Raw genomic sequence first — 15,142 nt, 5'->3', positions numbered from 1 at the left:
GGCGCTGGCGATCAGCGCGAAAAACGGCATGCTGTATCCGCCCCGGCCGCGCCTGGCGGCGGGGTAGCCCCGGCCATGCCCGGCCGGGTGCGGACAGCCGCTTTCCACGCGAGGACCTTCCCGGCATGCGCACTTCCACGGCCGCCGCCACCGCCGCACGACCGGAGCGCACCGCGCTGCGGCGCTCCATCGCCAATACCCTCAAGGGCTCGGCCGGCAACCTGGTCGAGTGGTACGACGTCTACGTCTACTCGGTGTTCGCGGTGTATTTCGAGTCGCGCTTCTTCTCCGCCGCCGACAGGAATTCCACGCTGTACGTGTGGGCGATCTTCGCCGCCACCTTCCTGATGCGGCCAGTGGGCGCGTGGTACTTCGGCCGTTTCGCCGACCGCTACGGCCGGCGCCTGGCCCTGACCGTCTCGGTGTCGGTGATGGCCGGCTGTTCGTTCGTGGTCGCCATCACCCCCACCGCCGGCACGATCGGCATCTGGGCGGCGTTGATCCTGCTGCTGGCGCGCCTGCTGCAGGGCTTCGCCACCGGCGGCGAGTACGGCACCAGCGCCACCTACATGTCCGAAGCGGCCCTGCCCGGCCGCCGCGGCTTCCTGTCCTCGTTCCACTACGTCACCCTGGTCGGCGGCCACGTGCTGGCGCAGCTGACCCTGCTGGCGATGCTGCTGTTCTGGGAACGGCCGCAGATTTCCGAATGGGGCTGGCGCATCGCCTTCGCCCTGGGCGGCGTGGCGGCGATCGTGGTGTTCTGGCTGCGCCGCTCCATGGACGAATCGCTGGAAGCGTCCTCCATCGCCGCCGCGCGCGAAGGCAGGGCCCGCACCGCCGGCTCGATGCGCGAACTGTTCGTGCACCAGTGGCGGCCGCTGCTGCTGTGCTTCCTGATCACCGCCGGCGGCACCGTCGCTTTCTACACGTATTCGGTGAACGGGCCGAAGATGATCCAGAGCGCCTTCGCCGGCGACGACCCGATGACCGGCACCCTGATCAACCTCGGCGTGCTCGTGTTCCTGATGCTGCTGCAGCCGGTCGGCGGCTGGCTCTCGGACCTGGTCGGCCGCAAGGCACTGCTGGTGTTCTTCGGCGTCGGCGGCGTGCTCTACAGCGGATACCTGGTGACCCGGCTGCCGCAGCAGCACGACGCGCTGGCCGCGTTCGCGACGCTGGCGGTCGGCTTCATCATCCTCACCGGCTATACCTCGATCAACGCGGTGGTGAAGGCCGAACTGTTCCCCACCCACGTGCGCGCGCTCGGCGTGGGCTTCGGCTACGCACTGGCCAACTCGCTGTTCGGCGGCACCGCGCCGCTGCTGTACCAGGCCGCGCTGCGCACCGGCCACGTCGGCGCGTTCGCGCTGTACGTCACCGCGGTGATCGCCGTGTCGCTGCTGGTCTACGTGTTCTTCCTGCAGAACAAGGGGCCGAACTGGCTGGACGGCACGCGCTGATCCGCCGCGCCGTGCTGCCGCATCAGCGGCGCGCGGCGTCGCTGGCCTCGCGCGCGGCCTCGAACTCGGCGCCCTTGTCCCAGGCGGGCCAGCGCCGGCTGTTGGCCAGTTCCAGCCCCAGGTCGTAGACCAGCAGCGTGTCGGCGGCCAGGCCGCGCGCATCCCACTGTGGCGACCACGCGTCGCAGGCCTGGTGGTAGCACCGGGCGAAGTAGGCATCGCGCAGCGCGCGGCCGGCGGCGACACCGCCCTCGCGCTTGTCCAGGCCGGCGCCGACGGTGATCGCCGGCACGCCCTTGCGGGCGAAGGCGAAATGGTCGGCGCGGTAGAAGAAGCCGGCCTCCAGGTTCGGATCCGGCGACCAGCGCCGTCCGCGGGCCTGCGCCACACGCGCCACATCGCCCTCCAGCGACACGCGGCCATTGCCCCAGGTGGCGATGTCGGCGGTTTCGCCGTCCGGGCTGAACATCTCGATGTTCAGCACCGCGGCGGTCTTCTCCAGCGGTGCCAGCGGATGCTCGGCGTAGTAACTGGCGCCGAGCAGGCCCTTTTCCTCGGCGGTCAGCGCGATGAAGTACAGCGTGCGCTGCGGGCGCGGGCCGGCGGCGAACACGCGCGCCAGTTCCAGCACCGAGGCCACGCCGGTGGCGTTGTCGATGGCGCCGTGGCGAATGCTGTCGCCACTGGCGTCGGGCTGGCCGATGCCGAACGCATCCCAGTGCGCGGAGAAGACCACCGATTCGTCCGGATGCGCCGCGCCTTCCAGTTTCGCCACCACGTTGCGGGTGATGACCGGCTCGCGCTTGACCTTGAAGCGGGCCGACAGGCGTGCATCGCCCAGTTCCACCGGGCGGAAATCGGCGCGCATCGCCTTGCGCTTCTCCGCTTCGAAATCCAGCCCGGCGGCGGCGAAGATGCGCTCGGCCAGCGCGCGCTGCATCCAGCCGCGCAACGGCGTGTGCAGCGCCCGCGCGTCGGCATCGCTGCGCTGGATGTCGAACAGCGGCGAGGTGCCGGAGGCCTTCACCGTCGCCCACGGATACGCTGCCGGCGCGGTCTCGTGCACGATCAGCACGCCCGCCGCACCGCGCCGCGCGGCTTCCTCGAACTTGTAGGTCCAGCGGCCGTAATAGGTCACCGCCCTGCCGTCGAACGCGCCCGGCGCGTCGGCCTCGAAGTCGGCATCGTTGATCAGCACCACCGCGATCCGGCCGTGCAGGTCCACGTCCTTGTAATCGTTCCAGTGCCGCTCAGGCGCGTCGATGCCGTAGCCGACGAACACCAGCGGCACGTTCTCCAGGTCCACGTCGCCGAGCGGGCGCAGGCTCTGCAGGGTCACATCCTCGCCATTGACCAGCGCCTGGCGCTTGCCGGCCAGCTGCAGGCTGGCATCGATGGCGCCGTCCACCTGCGCGCGCACCAGCGGCACTTCCTGCACCCAGCCGCCGTCGCTGCCGCCGGGCTGCACGCCGGCCTTGCGGAACTGCTCGACCAGGTAATCGACGGTGCGCTGTTCGCCGGCGGTGGCCGGCGCGCGGCCTTCGAACTCGTCCGAGGCCAGCACCCGCACATGTTGCGACAGCGCTTCCGGGTCGATGCCGCCACCGGGCAGGTCGTTGGCCGCGCTGGCGATGCCGCCGACGAACAGGCAGGACGACAACAACAGCATGCGCATCGGATTCACGGCGGTACCAGACAGCAGGAGAAGCGCGTGATTTTACCCGCAGCAGCGCAGCTTGGCTGCTGCGGTACGCCTTCCCGGTTCAACCGGTGCACATGGAGGCGCGGACCATGGTGCAGGGATTGTCCGCCCCGTCGCGCACTGGCGTGCGCTCCTACGTACGGCCGCGATCCAGCCAGCATTCCAGGCCCTGGGCGTTGAGTTCGATGTCCATGCCGAGCACGCGCAGCACGCCAGCGTCGTCGAGCCGGCAACCATGCACGCGGGCGCGCTCCAGGCACAACTCGCCCAGCGCCGCCACCAGCGCGCGGTGGCGGTCGGCGCGGCCATCGCAGGCGCGGGCGATGGCGGTCATCGCGTCGATCTGCACGTGCAGGTCGGCGGCCAGTGGGGCGGTGTCGCGCACGCGCCCATAGTGGGTCAGGTACATCGCTTCCGGCGCCTGCGCCATCAGCCGGTCGATCGAGGCATGCAGCGCTTCCGGCTCGAACTGCACCGGCGAGGTTGTGGGAACGATGAAGGCGCCCTGCGCGCTGTCCAGTTCGCGGTAGGACAGGCCGAAAGTGTCGCCGGTGAACCAGCCGCGGCTGGCCTCGTCCCACACGCACAGGTGGTGGCGGGCATGGCCTGGGGTGTCGATGCACAAAAGCTCGCGCCCGCCCAGCGACAGGCGGTGACCGTCTTCGGCCACCACCACGCGCTCGGCCGCCACCGGCACGATCCGCCCGTAGCTGCGCGCCATTTCCGCTTCGCCGTAGACCGCGGTGGCGCCGGCGACCAGCCGTGCCGGGTCGATCATATGCGGCGCCCCGCGCGGGTGCAGCAGCAGCCGCGCATTGGGCAGGCGCTGCATCAGCGCACCGGCACCGCCGGCATGGTCCAGGTGCACGTGGGTCAGGATCAGCCAGTCGATGGCATCCACGCCCAACCCGGCCCGCTCCACCGCCGCCAGCAGGTTCGGCAGCGAGTGGCTGGTGCCGCAGTCGATGAAGGCGCCGCGGCCATTGCCCACCAGCAGGTAGGCGGCATCGAAATGGTCGCGCTGGAAGGCGGTGTCGATGACGTGGATGTCGTGCTCGGCGCTCATGCAATGGCTCCCGGGATCCGGCCCGATGCTGTCACCGGCACCGGAACGCGGCAATACGGCTTTCGTCGGGTCTGCGGGCGCCTCCGCAGGAGCGGCTTCAGCCGCGATGGGGAGTCCGCAGGAAAAGCCCTTTGACGGCTGAAGCCGGTCCTGCGGGAAAAGGCGGCCCTACCGGCGGCGCAGCACGCGCGGCCGCAGCAGCAGCGCCAGCACCATCACCGCGAGGAAGCCGCCGTAGGCGTAGAGCACCGCCAGGATCTGCTTCCACATCGTGTCCGCATCGACGTCGGCCGCGCCGATGCGGTAACCCCAGTGCATGGAGCAGACGCTGACCAGCAGGGCCAGCGCCAGCACGCAAGCGTCGAACACGGTGCGCGCGCGATGCCGCGGCTGGCGCGGGAACCACCAGTACAGCCCGGCCATCACCCCGAACCAGGGCAGGAACAACAGCAACGACAACCAGGCCATCGTGAGCTCCGTGTTGGGCGCGCGCCGGCAGGGCGGGCGCCGTGGCAGGCGGCGGGAAAGCGCCGCGTCAGTCCGCTTCGCGCAGCTGGCGCAGGGCCGCCAGCACCGTATCGACATCCGCTTCGAGCGTGTACTGCCCGCCCTGCAGCGCATCGCCGTGTCCGGCCTGCTTGAGCGCGGCGATCAGCTGGCCGGCATCGCGCGGCGAATCGAAGCCCTGGCTCTGCACCAGCAGCGCGCCCTCGCCGTCGAGCAGCTTGAAGTAGAAGCGGCCGTCCTTCTCGCGGTACTGCTTGAACAGCGGCAGCGCGGCCTTGGCGGCGGCCGCGGCCCTGGGCTTGTCGCCGGCGGCGGACAGGTCACGCAGGCCCACGGCGTGGCGCAGTTCCTTCAGCAGCGGGATGGCGAACTGCTCGCGCAGCTGCTGGCCGCGCCGGCGCAGGATCGCCTCGATCTTCTCCGGCTCGGCCATCAGCGCGTTGTAGCGCTCGCGCAGCGGCGCCAGTTCGCCGTCGATGCGTTCGAACAGCTGCTGCTTGGCCTCGCCCCAGCCGATGCCGGCGGCAAACGCCGCGGCGAACGCGGCGGTCTGCTCGGCCGTGGCGAAGGCCTGGTACATCTGGAACAGCGCCGAGCCCTCGGTGTCCTTGGGCTCGCCGGGCGCGCGCGAGTCGGTGACGATGGAGAACACCAGCTTCTTCAGCTCCTCGCGCGGGGCGAACAGCGGGATGGTGTTGTGGTAGCTCTTGCTCATCTTGCGGCCGTCGAGGCCGGCCAGCGTCGCCACCTGCTCGTCGATCACCACTTCCGGCAGGGTGAAATATTCCTTGCCGTAGATGTGGTTGAAGCGCTGGGCGAAATCGCGCGCCATCTCGATGTGCTGGATCTGGTCGCGGCCCACCGGCACCTTGTCGGCGTTGAAGATCAGGATGTCGGCGGCCATCAGCACCGGGTACATGAACAGTCCGGCGGTGACGCCGGCATCGTCGTCCAGCTGCTCCTCGCGGTTCTTGTCCACGGCCGCCTTGTAGGCGTGGGCGCGGTTGAGGATGCCCTTGCCGGCCACCACGGTCAGGAACCACATCAGTTCGGTGGTTTCCGGGATGTCGCTCTGCCGGTAGAACCACACCTTGTCCGGGTCCAGGCCGCAGGCCAGCCAGCTGGCGGCGATCTCCAGCGTCGAACGCTGGGTGCGCTCGGGCTCCTGCGACTTGATCAGGCTGTGCAGGTCGGCCAGGAAGAAGAAACTCTCGATCTCCTGCGCGCGGCTGGCCGCGATGGCCGGTCGGATGGCGCCGACGTAGTTGCCGAGGTGGGGAGTGCCGGAAGGGGTGATGCCGGTGAGGACGCGGGTAGTCATGAACGCAGACGTGACGGACGGATTAACCGGCCCAGTGTAACCGCCGCGCGCCAACCCCGCCGCCCGCACCGGTCCGTTCATGGCTCCGTCCCCCGGCCAAGGAGCCCGCCATGTACCGCTTTTCCGCCTGCCTGCTGACCGTCCTTGCCCTGTGCGGCTTCCGCGCCGTGCCGCCCCCCGCCACGGGACCGGTGGCCCTGTCGCTGGTCGACCGCGATACCGGCGAGGAGCTGGCCCAGTACCCGCACCGCGGCGATCGCTGGGTGGCCGGCACCCCCGGCCACCGCTATGCCGTGCGCCTGCGCAACCTCACCGGCGAACGCGTGCTGGCGGTGCTGTCGGTGGACGGGGTCAATGCCATCAGCGGCGAAACCGCCGCGCCTGACCAGGCCGGCTACGTGCTCGAGCCCTGGCAGGACAGCGAGATCACCGGCTGGCGCAAGTCGTCGGCGGAGGTGGCGCAGTTCGTGTTCACCGACCACGGCGACAGTTACGCCAGCCGTACCGGCCGCCCGGCCGACGTCGGCGTGGTCGGCATCGCGGTGTTCCGCGAGGCGCGCCCGGTCTACATCGCGCCGCAGCCGATGCCGCGCCGGCCCGCGCCGGTGATCGCGCAGGACGCGCGCGCCGACCGCGCGATGGCCCCGCAGGCGCCGGTCGGGCGCGGGGAAGTGCGCGAGCGCCAGCAGCTGGGCACCGGCCATGACGAGCGCGAAGGATCGGCCAGCCGCGCCACCCGCTTCGAGCGTGCCAGCGGCACGCCGGTACAGCTCGGCCAGCTGCGTTACGACGCGCGTGCGCGCCTGGTGGCGATGGGCGTCCTGCCGCGCCAGCGCGTGGACACCGCGCCGCGTGCGTTCCCCGGCGGCTTCGTGCCCGATCCGCCGGCGCGCGGGCGCTGATCGCCCATGACAGGGACGGGCCGCAGTGCGGCCCGTCCCTCGTGCATCACTGGCGATGCGCGCCGGTCACCGGCGCCGCCTCAGTGCCAGTCCGGGTAATCCTTGTGCAAGGCCTTCTGGAAATCGTGCACTTCCGTCTCGGCGCGGTCCTTGGCCCACCCATAGCGTTCCTGCAGGCGGCCGGCGAGGTATTCGGCATTGCCCTCGGCGACCTTGAGATCGTCATCCGTCAGGTCGCCCCACTTGGCCTGCGCCTTGCCCTTGAGCTGGGTCCACTTGCCGGAAATGATGTCTTTGTTCATGCGTGTCTCCTTTCGGGGGAATGGCGGCATTTCCGCCGCGCAACCAGCATGCCGGCGCCGATGTTGGCGCCGCATCGACGATTCGTTTGCAGACCGCGATGTTCTTGAACGGGTGCTTCATCTTCCGGCGACGCAAACGAAAAGGCCCGCGATGCGCCGGCCTTTCCATTCCCGCCAATCGCCAGGCTCAGCGCTTGGCTGCGTCCTCTACCTTTTCGCCGGCCTTCTGCACGTCCTTGCCCGCGCCGGCCACGGTGTTGCAGGCGGACAGCATTGCGATCGAGAACAGCGACAACATCGTCAGGGCTACCAAGCGCTTCATGTCTTTCTCCTGAGTGGCTCGTGGATATCGCGGCCCGGGCGGGCCGCGGTGGGGATCAGCACTTGCCGTCGCGGCAGTCGTGGGCCTTGTCCTCGACCTTTTCGCCGGCCTTCTGCATGTCCTTGCCGGCGCCGGCGACGGTGTTGCAGGCGCTGAGCATTCCCGCCGAAAACATCCCCAGCAGGGCCAGCATCAGTACTCGCTTCATCAGTTTTCTCCTCTGCTCGACTGGCGGCCGCCGGGTGGCGACGCCGCGTGTGGAGAGGAATCTGGCGGCATTCATGTGCAGCGGACGTGAATGCCGCCGGCGCCGGTTCAGTGACGTGGCGCCGCCGTCAATCGCGCATCAGGGTCGATTTGCCGAACAGGCTTTCGACCAGGTCCACCGCCAGCTTGGCGGTGCGGTTGCGGCGATCGAGCAGCGGATTGAGTTCGACGATGTCCAGCGAGCCCATCAGCCCGGTGTCGGCGATCATCTCCATCACCAGCTGCGCCTCGCGGTAGTTCACCCCGCCCGGCACCGTGGTGCCCACGCCCGGGGCGATGCTCGGATCGAGGAAATCCACGTCGAAACTGACGTGCAGGTGGGTGTTGGCGTCGATGCCCTCCAGCGCCGCTTCCATGGTGCGCTTCATGCCGCTTTCGTCGATGTAGCGCATGTCGTACACGTCCACCTGGTGCTGCTTGATCAGGCGCTTCTCGTCCTGGTCCACCGAGCGGATGCCGATCTGCCGCACCTGCTGCGGCGAGATCGCGGGGGCGTCGCCGCCAAGCCGGGTCAACGCATCAGGGCCGAGTCCGCACAGGCAGGCAACCGGCATGCCGTGGATGTTGCCCGAGGGCGTGACTTCGGAAGTGTTGAAATCCGAATGCGCATCCAGCCACAGCACGCGCAGCTGCTTGCCCTGTTCGCGGCACCAGCGCGCCACCGCGGTGATCGAGCCGATGCCCAGGCAATGGTCGCCGCCGAGCATGATCGGCAGGCGGCCGTCGCGCAGTTCGGCACGGGTCGCTTCCATCAGCGCGTGGTTCCAGGCCACCACCTCGTCCAGGTGGCGGTAGCCATCCACCGGGTCGGTCCACGGATTGCGCGGCCCCTGCAGGTTGCCCACGTCGCGCACGGCCACGCCGCGCGCAGCCAGCGCCTCGGGCAGGCCGGCGATGCGCAGCGCCTCCGGTCCCAGGCGCGCGCCGCGGTGGCCGGCACCGACGTCGGTGGGCACACCGATCAGCGAAACGGGACGATGAGTGGCCATGCCTTTCTCCGTTACAAATGAAAATAGTCTAGCGGGCGCAGGTTACAGCCGCCTGCGGCAACGCAGCAGTTCCAGCGCCCTGACAACCGTTGCCGGCATGCGCGACGCGGTTGACCCACGTCAAGGACAACCCCGCGGTGCCTGCCTAGGCTGGCGCAATGGTCACTCCGTCTCCCCTGTTCGATTCCGAGCTGCTGCGGCGCTACGACACGCCGGGGCCACGCTATACCTCCTACCCGACCGCCCCCCAGTTCACCCCGGAGTTCCAGGAAGCCGACCTGCGCGAGATGGCGGCGACCAGCAACGGCGACCCGATCCCGCGCCCGCTGTCGCTGTACCTGCATATCCCGTTCTGCACCAGCCCCTGCTTCTACTGCGGCTGCAACCGCATCATCACCCGCGACACCGCGCGCGGCGCCGCCTACCTGACCCGGCTGTACCGCGAGATGGCGATGATGTCGGCGCTGTTCGACCGCGACCGCGAGGTCGAGCAGGTCCACTTCGGCGGCGGCACTCCCAATTTCCTCGCGCCGGCGCAGATCGCCGAGGCCATGGACGTGCTGCGCCGGCACTTCTCCTTCGCCGCGCCGCAACGGCTGGACTGCTCCATCGAACTGGACCCGCGCTTCATCACCCCCGACGAAGTGGGCGAACTGGCCGCGGCCGGCTTCAACCGCGCCAGCCTCGGCGTGCAGGACTTCGACCCGGAGGTGCAGCGCGCGGTCAACCGCATCCAGGGCGTCGAGCAGACGCTGGCGATCATCGAGGCCTGCCGCCGCCATGGCCTGCGCTCGGTCAACGTGGACCTGATCTACGGCCTGCCGCGGCAGAGCCTGGAAGGGTTCTCGCGCACCCTGGACATCACCCTGCAGGCGCGCCCGGACCGGCTGGCGATCTATGGCTATGCCCACCTGCCGTCGATGTTCCGCCCGCAGCAGCGCATCGACGCCAGCGAACTGCCGAGCCCCGAAGCCAAGCTCGGCCTGCTGCAGTGCGCGATCGACAAGCTCGGCCAGGCCGGCTACGTCTACATCGGCATGGACCACTTCGCCCTGCCCGGGGACAGCCTGGCCGTAGCCCAGCGCAACGGCAGCCTGCACCGCAATTTCATGGGCTACACCACCCACGCCGAAAGCGACCTGATCGGCCTTGGCGTGAGCGCCATCAGCCACATCGGCCCCAGCTTCAGCCAGAACCCGCGCGACCTGGGCAGCTGGGAACAGGCCATCGACCGCGGCCACCTGCCGGTGTGGCGCGGCATGCGCCTGGAAGAGGACGACGTGATCCGCGCCGACGTGATCCAGCGCCTGATGTGCCATGGCGCGCTGGACTACCGCGACATCGAGCAGCGCCACGTGATCGAGTTCGCCAGCTACTTCGCCACCGCCCTGCAGCGCCTGCAGGCCCTGCGCGCGGATGGGCTGGTGGAGCTCTCCGCGGACGGCCTGCGGGCTACCTCGCGGGGGCGCCTGCTGTTGCGTATCATCGCCATGTGCTTCGACAACCATCTGCCCACCGCCGATACCGCCGCCGCGACACCGCGCTTCTCGCGCACGGTGTGACCCCGACGGGAGTGCCCGAATGAGTTCGCCGCTGGTCTTCCCGCGCACCGACGCGCGCATCGTCGCCGACGACGGCGACGCCCTGACGTTCTGTTCCACCTGCGCGTTCTCGCAGGCCTGCCTGTCCGAGGGCATGGACAAGGGCGCGCTGGCCGACCTGCACGTGCTGGTCGAACATGTCGGCCCGCTGCGCGCCGGCGAGCACGTGTTCCGCGAGGGCGATCCGTTCGGCGCGATCGCCGCGGTCCGCGCCGGCACGGTCAAGACCTACCAGACAGACCGCAACGGCCACGAGCAGGTGCTGGGCTTCCACCTGCCCGGCGAAGTGATCGGTCTGAACGCGATCCACGGCGACCGCTACCCGTGCAACGCGGTAGCGCTGGACACGGTGATGCTGTGCCGTTTCTCGTTCCCGCGCATCGCCCTGCTGGCCACGCGCCTGCCCAACCTGCAGCAGCACCTGTTCAAGCTGATGAGCCGCGACATCGGCGTGGCCTCGCTGTTCGCGCGCGACAACAGCGCCGACGAGCGCATGGCCGCGTTCCTGATCGGCCTGTCGCGGCGCCTGGCCGCGCGCGGTTTCTCGCCGCGCCGGTTCCAGCTGACGATGGCCCGCACCGATATCGCCAACTACCTGCGGCAGGCACCGGAGACGGTGAGCCGGGTGCTGCGCCGTTTCGAGCAGGAAGGGCTGCTGCACATCAAGCAGCGCGACGTGGAGATCCTCGACCTGCCGCGCCTGGAGACGATGGCGCTGGCGGTCCTGCGCGACTGAGTCCGCGCGCGGTACGGCTTCCCCCTATTCCGAAGCCCCGTGGAGCCCGCCCCGTGCGGGCTCTTTTCATTGCAGCCTTTGCAGTTGCTGCCGTTGCCGTTGCCGTTGCCGTTGCCGTTGCCGTTGCCGTTGCCGTTGCCGTTGCCGTTGCCGTTGCCGTTGCCCGTGATTTTGCTGTTGCTCCTGGTTTTTGACTTACCTCGGCCGTAAAGCGAGCCGAGCACCGCAGTGTGACGAGGGGCGCAGAGGCGCACGTGTCTGAGCGAAGCGAGTTGTGCGCCGTCCCCTCGGCACACGAGGAGCGCAGAGGACCGACGGGCGCAGCCCGACGGATCGCGTCCGGCCCGTGTTTCTTTTGGCTATCTTTTCTTTGCACGGGCAAAGAAAAGTAGCTCGCGCCCCGAAGGGGAGCGAAAGCTCTTGATCCTGCCTCAGCCGTCGCTTGGACCTTGGCTCTGAAAAGAGGAAACCGCCAGAGCTGAAGCTTGAAAGCACAGCTTTCGCCCCTGCTTCGCAGGAGCGAGTTACTTCTCTTTGCTCGTGCAAAGAGAAGTAACCAAGAGAAGTGTTTTTCCAACAGCCTAATAGCTGATCAAGCACGGGCCTGGCCGCGAGCCGATGCGGCTACGCCGCATCGGTTCCCTGTGGTCCTCGCGGGCCAGGCGACGGCGCACAACTCCCTGCGCTCAGACACGTGCGCCTCTTCGCGTCCTGCCCCGCTGCGGTGCTCGGCTCGCTCTACGGCCGGGGGACGTCAACGCCAGGAGCAAAGCAAAAGCCGGGAGACAGCGAGGGCAAAGGGGCAAGAGCGATGGCAACCGCAACGGCGCCAACCGGCTCACCGAGCCGCGAGACTGCAATCGCCCCCACGCTTGACCTGCGTCATGGAGCCCCTCGACCGCCCCGCCGATGATGCGGCCGTTCCCCAGGAGAGCCGCATCATGAATTCGACACGCAAGCTATGGGTAGGGCTGGCGGCCCTGCTCATCGCCTCGTTCGCCGTCCTGCTATGGGTCGGGAGCGAGGTCCACCGCCAGGCCCCCCCTCTGCCCGACAGGGTCGTGACCGAGGACGGCCGGGTCATCTACACCCGCAAGGACATCGAAACCGGCCGCCAGGTCTGGCAGTCGATCGGTGGCCAGCAGCTCGGCTCCATCTGGGGCCACGGCGGCTACGTCGCCCCGGACTGGGGCGCGGACTGGCTGCACCGCGAGGCCGAAGCCGTCCTCGACATCTGGGCCAGGCGCGAGGCCGGCGCAGAGAACCACAAGGCGTTGGATGAAGCCACCCAGGCTGCCTACACCAAGCGCGTGCAGAACCTGATGCGCCCCAACACCTATGACGCGGTCGACGGCACGATCACCGTGGACAACGACCGTGCCGAAGCGATGGCCACGGTCGCCGCGCACTACGAGAGCCTGTTCTCGGCCGACCCGGCCACCGCCGGACTGCGCGAGGCCTACGCCATGCGCAACGACACAGTGCCCGATGCCGAACACCGCCGCGAACTGACCGCCTTCTACTGGTGGGCGGCCTGGGCGTCGGTGACCGAGCGCCCCGGTTCGGACATCACCTATACGGCCAACTGGCCGGCCGACAGCCTGGTGGGAAATACCGCACCGCCGAGCACCTTCATCTGGACGGTGTTCAGCGTGCTGTTCCTGATCGCCGGCGTCGCCCTGCTCGGATGGCACTACGCGGTCAGCCACGGCGATGAAATGGCGCCGGTGCTGCCGAAGACCGACCCGCTGGCCGCCATCAAGATCACCCCGTCGATGCGCGCCACCGCCAAGTATTTCTGGGTGGTGATCGCGCTGTTCCTGACCCAGATCCTGCTCGGCGCCATCACCGCGCACTACCAGATCGAAGGCCAGCAGGCCTACGGCTTCGCCCTCTCCGACGTGCTGCCCTACTCGCTCACGCGTACCTGGCACACGCAGCTGGCGGTGCTGTGGATCGCCACCGCCTGGCTGGGCATGGGCCTGTACATCGCCCCGGCGATCTCCGGCCACGAACCGAAGTTCCAGCGTCTGGGGGTGAACTTCCTGTGGGTCTGCCTGATCGTGATCGTGGTCGGCGCGTTCGCCGGCCAGTGGTTCGCGGTGATGCAGAAGCTGGGCCTGAAGTACAACTTCTGGTTCGGCCACCAGGGCTGGGAATACGTGGACCTGGGCCGCTTCTGGCAGTGGTTCCTGTTCATCGGCCTGATGCTGTGGCTGACCCTGGTCGGGCGTGCGCTGTGGCCGGCGATCAGGAATGGCGGCGAATCCAAATCGATCGTCAGCCTGCTGTTCCTGTCGGTGGTCGCCATCGGCCTGTTCTATGCCGCCGGCCTGATGTGGGGCGAGCACACGCACCTGTCGATGGTCGAGTACTGGCGCTGGTGGGTCGTGCACCTGTGGGTGGAAGGCTTCTTCGAGGTGTTCGCGGTGGCGGTCATCGCCTTCCTGTTCACCCGCCTGGGCATGCTGCAGGTGAAGTCGGCCACGGTGGCCGTGCTGTTCGCCACCATCGTGTTCATGGCCGGCGGCGTGCTCGGCACCCTGCACCACCTGTACTTCGCCGGCACCCCGACCGCGGTCATCGCGCTGGGCGCCAGCTTCAGCGCGCTGGAAGTGGTGCCGCTGGCCTACGTGGGCTTCGAGGCGTACCACAACTACCGCATGGGCAAGGCGACGCCGTGGATGGCCAAGTACAAGTGGCCGATCCTGTTCTTCATCGCGGTCTCGTTCTGGAACCTGGTCGGCGCCGGCCTGTTCGGCTTCCTGATCAACCCGCCGCTGTCGCTGTACTACATGCAGGGCCTGAACCTGACCCCGACCCACGGCCACACCGCGCTGTTCGGCGTGTACGGCATGCTCGGCATCGGCCTGATGCTGTTCTGCCTGCGCGGCCTCAAACCGAACGTGGTGTGGAACGAGAAACTGCTCAAGGCCGCCTTCTGGGCGCTGAACCTGGGCCTGGCCGGCATGGCCGCGTTCACCCTGCTGCCGCTGGGCATCCTGCAGCTCAGCGCCGCGCTCAAGCACGGTTACTGGTATGCGCGCTCGGCCGAGTTCATGCAGCAGCCGATCGTGGACATGCTGGTGTGGATGCGGGTGCCGTCGGACACGCTGTTCAGCGTCGGCGCGCTGGCGCTGGCCTGGTTCGTGTTCCGCCTGTGGGTGGCGCCGAAGAAGGCGGCGTTGCCGGTGGGCGAGACCGATCAGGCCTGATCGGGCATAGCGCACGATGCAACGAGGAAGAGCCGCAAAAGCGGCTCTTCCTTTTTGTTAGGCGACAACAGCTGCTGTTGCTGTTGCTGTTGCTGTTGCTGTTGCTGTTGCTGTTGCTGTTGCTGTTGCTCCCAGCTTTTTATTCCCATGGCCGTAGAGCGAGCCGAGCACCGCAGCGGGACAGGGGGCGAAGAGGCGCACGTGTCTGAGCGAAGCGAGTTGTGCGCCGTCCCCCTGGCCCGCGAGGAGCGCAGGGAACCGGTGGGCGCAGCCCGACGGCTCGCGGCCCGGCCCGTGCTTTCTCTTGGTTACTTCTCTTTGCACGAGCAAAGAGAAGTAACTCGCTCCTGCGAAGCAGGAGTGAAAGCCTTGCTTTCAAGCGCCTGCTCTCAGGCTTTGCCTTTGGATTTTCCCATTGGATTTCCCGGCTATCGCCTGGGCACGGTTCTCCCGGACTCTGCCCTGGCCGGCCTTGGGGAGCCCAAGCAAGGGCGGAAGCAGAATCAAGGGCTTTCGCTCCCCTTCGGGACGCGAGCCACCTTGACCAGCCATTCGGCTGTTGAAAAAGCTCCTCTTTACTCGTGCAAAGAAACGTGGCCCAAAGAAACACGCCCCTGCCTCCGCGCCCTCCCCGCCTCCGCGCCCTCCGTGCCTGCGGCACTCCGGGTCCACTCCGCCGCTACGGAAGGGGATCCGTAAGTCAAAGCCAAGGAACAACAGCAACGGCAACAACCGCCGGCCGCCGGCCGCCG

General features: G+C 68.5%; 14 protein-coding genes. 6 read left to right on the top strand and 8 right to left on the bottom strand.

The genetic code is table 11. The features are described from left to right. Window positions 1–125 precede the first annotated feature (125 nt). Window positions 126–1,460, top strand: coding sequence for an MFS transporter (locus ABB22_RS09990; protein WP_055766657.1), 1,335 nt, complete (start codon window positions 126–128; stop codon window positions 1,458–1,460). A 22-nt stretch (window positions 1,461–1,482) separates the two neighbouring features. On the opposite strand, the gene ABB22_RS09985 is transcribed toward ABB22_RS09990, so the two are convergent. From ABB22_RS09985 to ABB22_RS09970, 4 genes are all read right to left on the bottom strand, one after another. Beyond that, entirely contained in the window at window positions 1,483–3,135 is a 1,653-nt protein-coding gene (locus ABB22_RS09985) for a M28 family metallopeptidase (protein ID WP_055766660.1), read from the bottom strand. 160 nt (window positions 3,136–3,295) lie between these two features. Next, the gene (locus ABB22_RS09980) at window positions 3,296–4,228 is read right to left on the bottom strand and encodes an MBL fold metallo-hydrolase (RefSeq protein WP_055766664.1); all 933 of its coding nucleotides are present in this window, start codon (window positions 4,226–4,228) and stop codon (window positions 3,296–3,298) included. A gap of 168 nt (window positions 4,229–4,396) precedes the next feature. Beyond that, window positions 4,397–4,696 (bottom strand): hypothetical protein, encoded by a 300-nt coding sequence (locus ABB22_RS09975; protein WP_055766666.1) that lies wholly within the window; start codon window positions 4,694–4,696, stop codon window positions 4,397–4,399. Window positions 4,697–4,763: 67 nt separating this feature from the next. Further along, window positions 4,764–6,056, bottom strand: a complete 1,293-nt coding sequence (locus ABB22_RS09970) for a tryptophan--tRNA ligase (RefSeq protein WP_055766669.1) — start codon at window positions 6,054–6,056, stop codon at window positions 4,764–4,766. 110 nt (window positions 6,057–6,166) lie between these two features. On the opposite strand from ABB22_RS09970, the gene ABB22_RS09965 reads away from it, so the two are divergent. Beyond that, window positions 6,167–6,958, top strand: a complete 792-nt coding sequence (locus ABB22_RS09965; RefSeq protein ID WP_055766673.1) for a hypothetical protein — start codon at window positions 6,167–6,169, stop codon at window positions 6,956–6,958. 80 nt (window positions 6,959–7,038) lie between these two features. Here ABB22_RS09965 and ABB22_RS09960 read toward each other — a convergent pair whose 3' ends face one another. The 4 genes from ABB22_RS09960 to rocF form a co-directional block, all read right to left on the bottom strand. Beyond that, complete coding sequence (locus ABB22_RS09960) at window positions 7,039–7,260, bottom strand: CsbD family protein (protein ID WP_055766676.1); 222 nt, start codon at window positions 7,258–7,260, stop codon at window positions 7,039–7,041. 187 nt (window positions 7,261–7,447) lie between these two features. Then, window positions 7,448–7,582, bottom strand: coding sequence for an entericidin A/B family lipoprotein (locus ABB22_RS09955; protein ID WP_055766680.1), 135 nt, complete (start codon window positions 7,580–7,582; stop codon window positions 7,448–7,450). Between the two features lie 55 nt (window positions 7,583–7,637). Further along, window positions 7,638–7,790, bottom strand: a complete 153-nt coding sequence (locus ABB22_RS09950) for an entericidin A/B family lipoprotein (RefSeq protein WP_055766683.1) — start codon at window positions 7,788–7,790, stop codon at window positions 7,638–7,640. 127 nt (window positions 7,791–7,917) lie between these two features. Continuing rightward, on the bottom strand, window positions 7,918–8,838 hold the full coding sequence (rocF, locus tag ABB22_RS09945) for an arginase (protein ID WP_055766685.1): 921 nt from the start codon (window positions 8,836–8,838) through the stop codon (window positions 7,918–7,920). A gap of 158 nt (window positions 8,839–8,996) precedes the next feature. Between rocF and hemN the strand changes: the two genes are divergently transcribed. The 4 genes from hemN to ABB22_RS09930 all read left to right on the top strand — a co-directional run bounded on the left by hemN (window position 8,997) and on the right by ABB22_RS09930 (window position 14,390). Next, the gene (gene hemN, locus ABB22_RS09940) at window positions 8,997–10,400 is read left to right on the top strand and encodes an oxygen-independent coproporphyrinogen III oxidase (protein WP_055766689.1); all 1,404 of its coding nucleotides are present in this window, start codon (window positions 8,997–8,999) and stop codon (window positions 10,398–10,400) included. 19 nt (window positions 10,401–10,419) lie between these two features. Further along, on the top strand, window positions 10,420–11,175 hold the full coding sequence (locus tag ABB22_RS09935; RefSeq protein ID WP_055766692.1) for a helix-turn-helix domain-containing protein: 756 nt from the start codon (window positions 10,420–10,422) through the stop codon (window positions 11,173–11,175). A gap of 53 nt (window positions 11,176–11,228) precedes the next feature. After that, window positions 11,229–11,369 (top strand): hypothetical protein, encoded by a 141-nt coding sequence (locus ABB22_RS18415; protein ID WP_161809362.1) that lies wholly within the window; start codon window positions 11,229–11,231, stop codon window positions 11,367–11,369. 747 nt (window positions 11,370–12,116) lie between these two features. After that, complete coding sequence (locus ABB22_RS09930) at window positions 12,117–14,390, top strand: nitric-oxide reductase large subunit (protein WP_055767390.1); 2,274 nt, start codon at window positions 12,117–12,119, stop codon at window positions 14,388–14,390. The last annotated feature ends 752 nt before the right edge of the window (window positions 14,391–15,142 follow it).

The organism is Stenotrophomonas nitritireducens, from assembly GCF_001431425.1.
Lineage (GTDB): Bacteria > Pseudomonadota > Gammaproteobacteria > Xanthomonadales > Xanthomonadaceae > Stenotrophomonas > Stenotrophomonas nitritireducens.
This window is presented reverse-complemented; position numbering and strand designations above follow the sequence as displayed.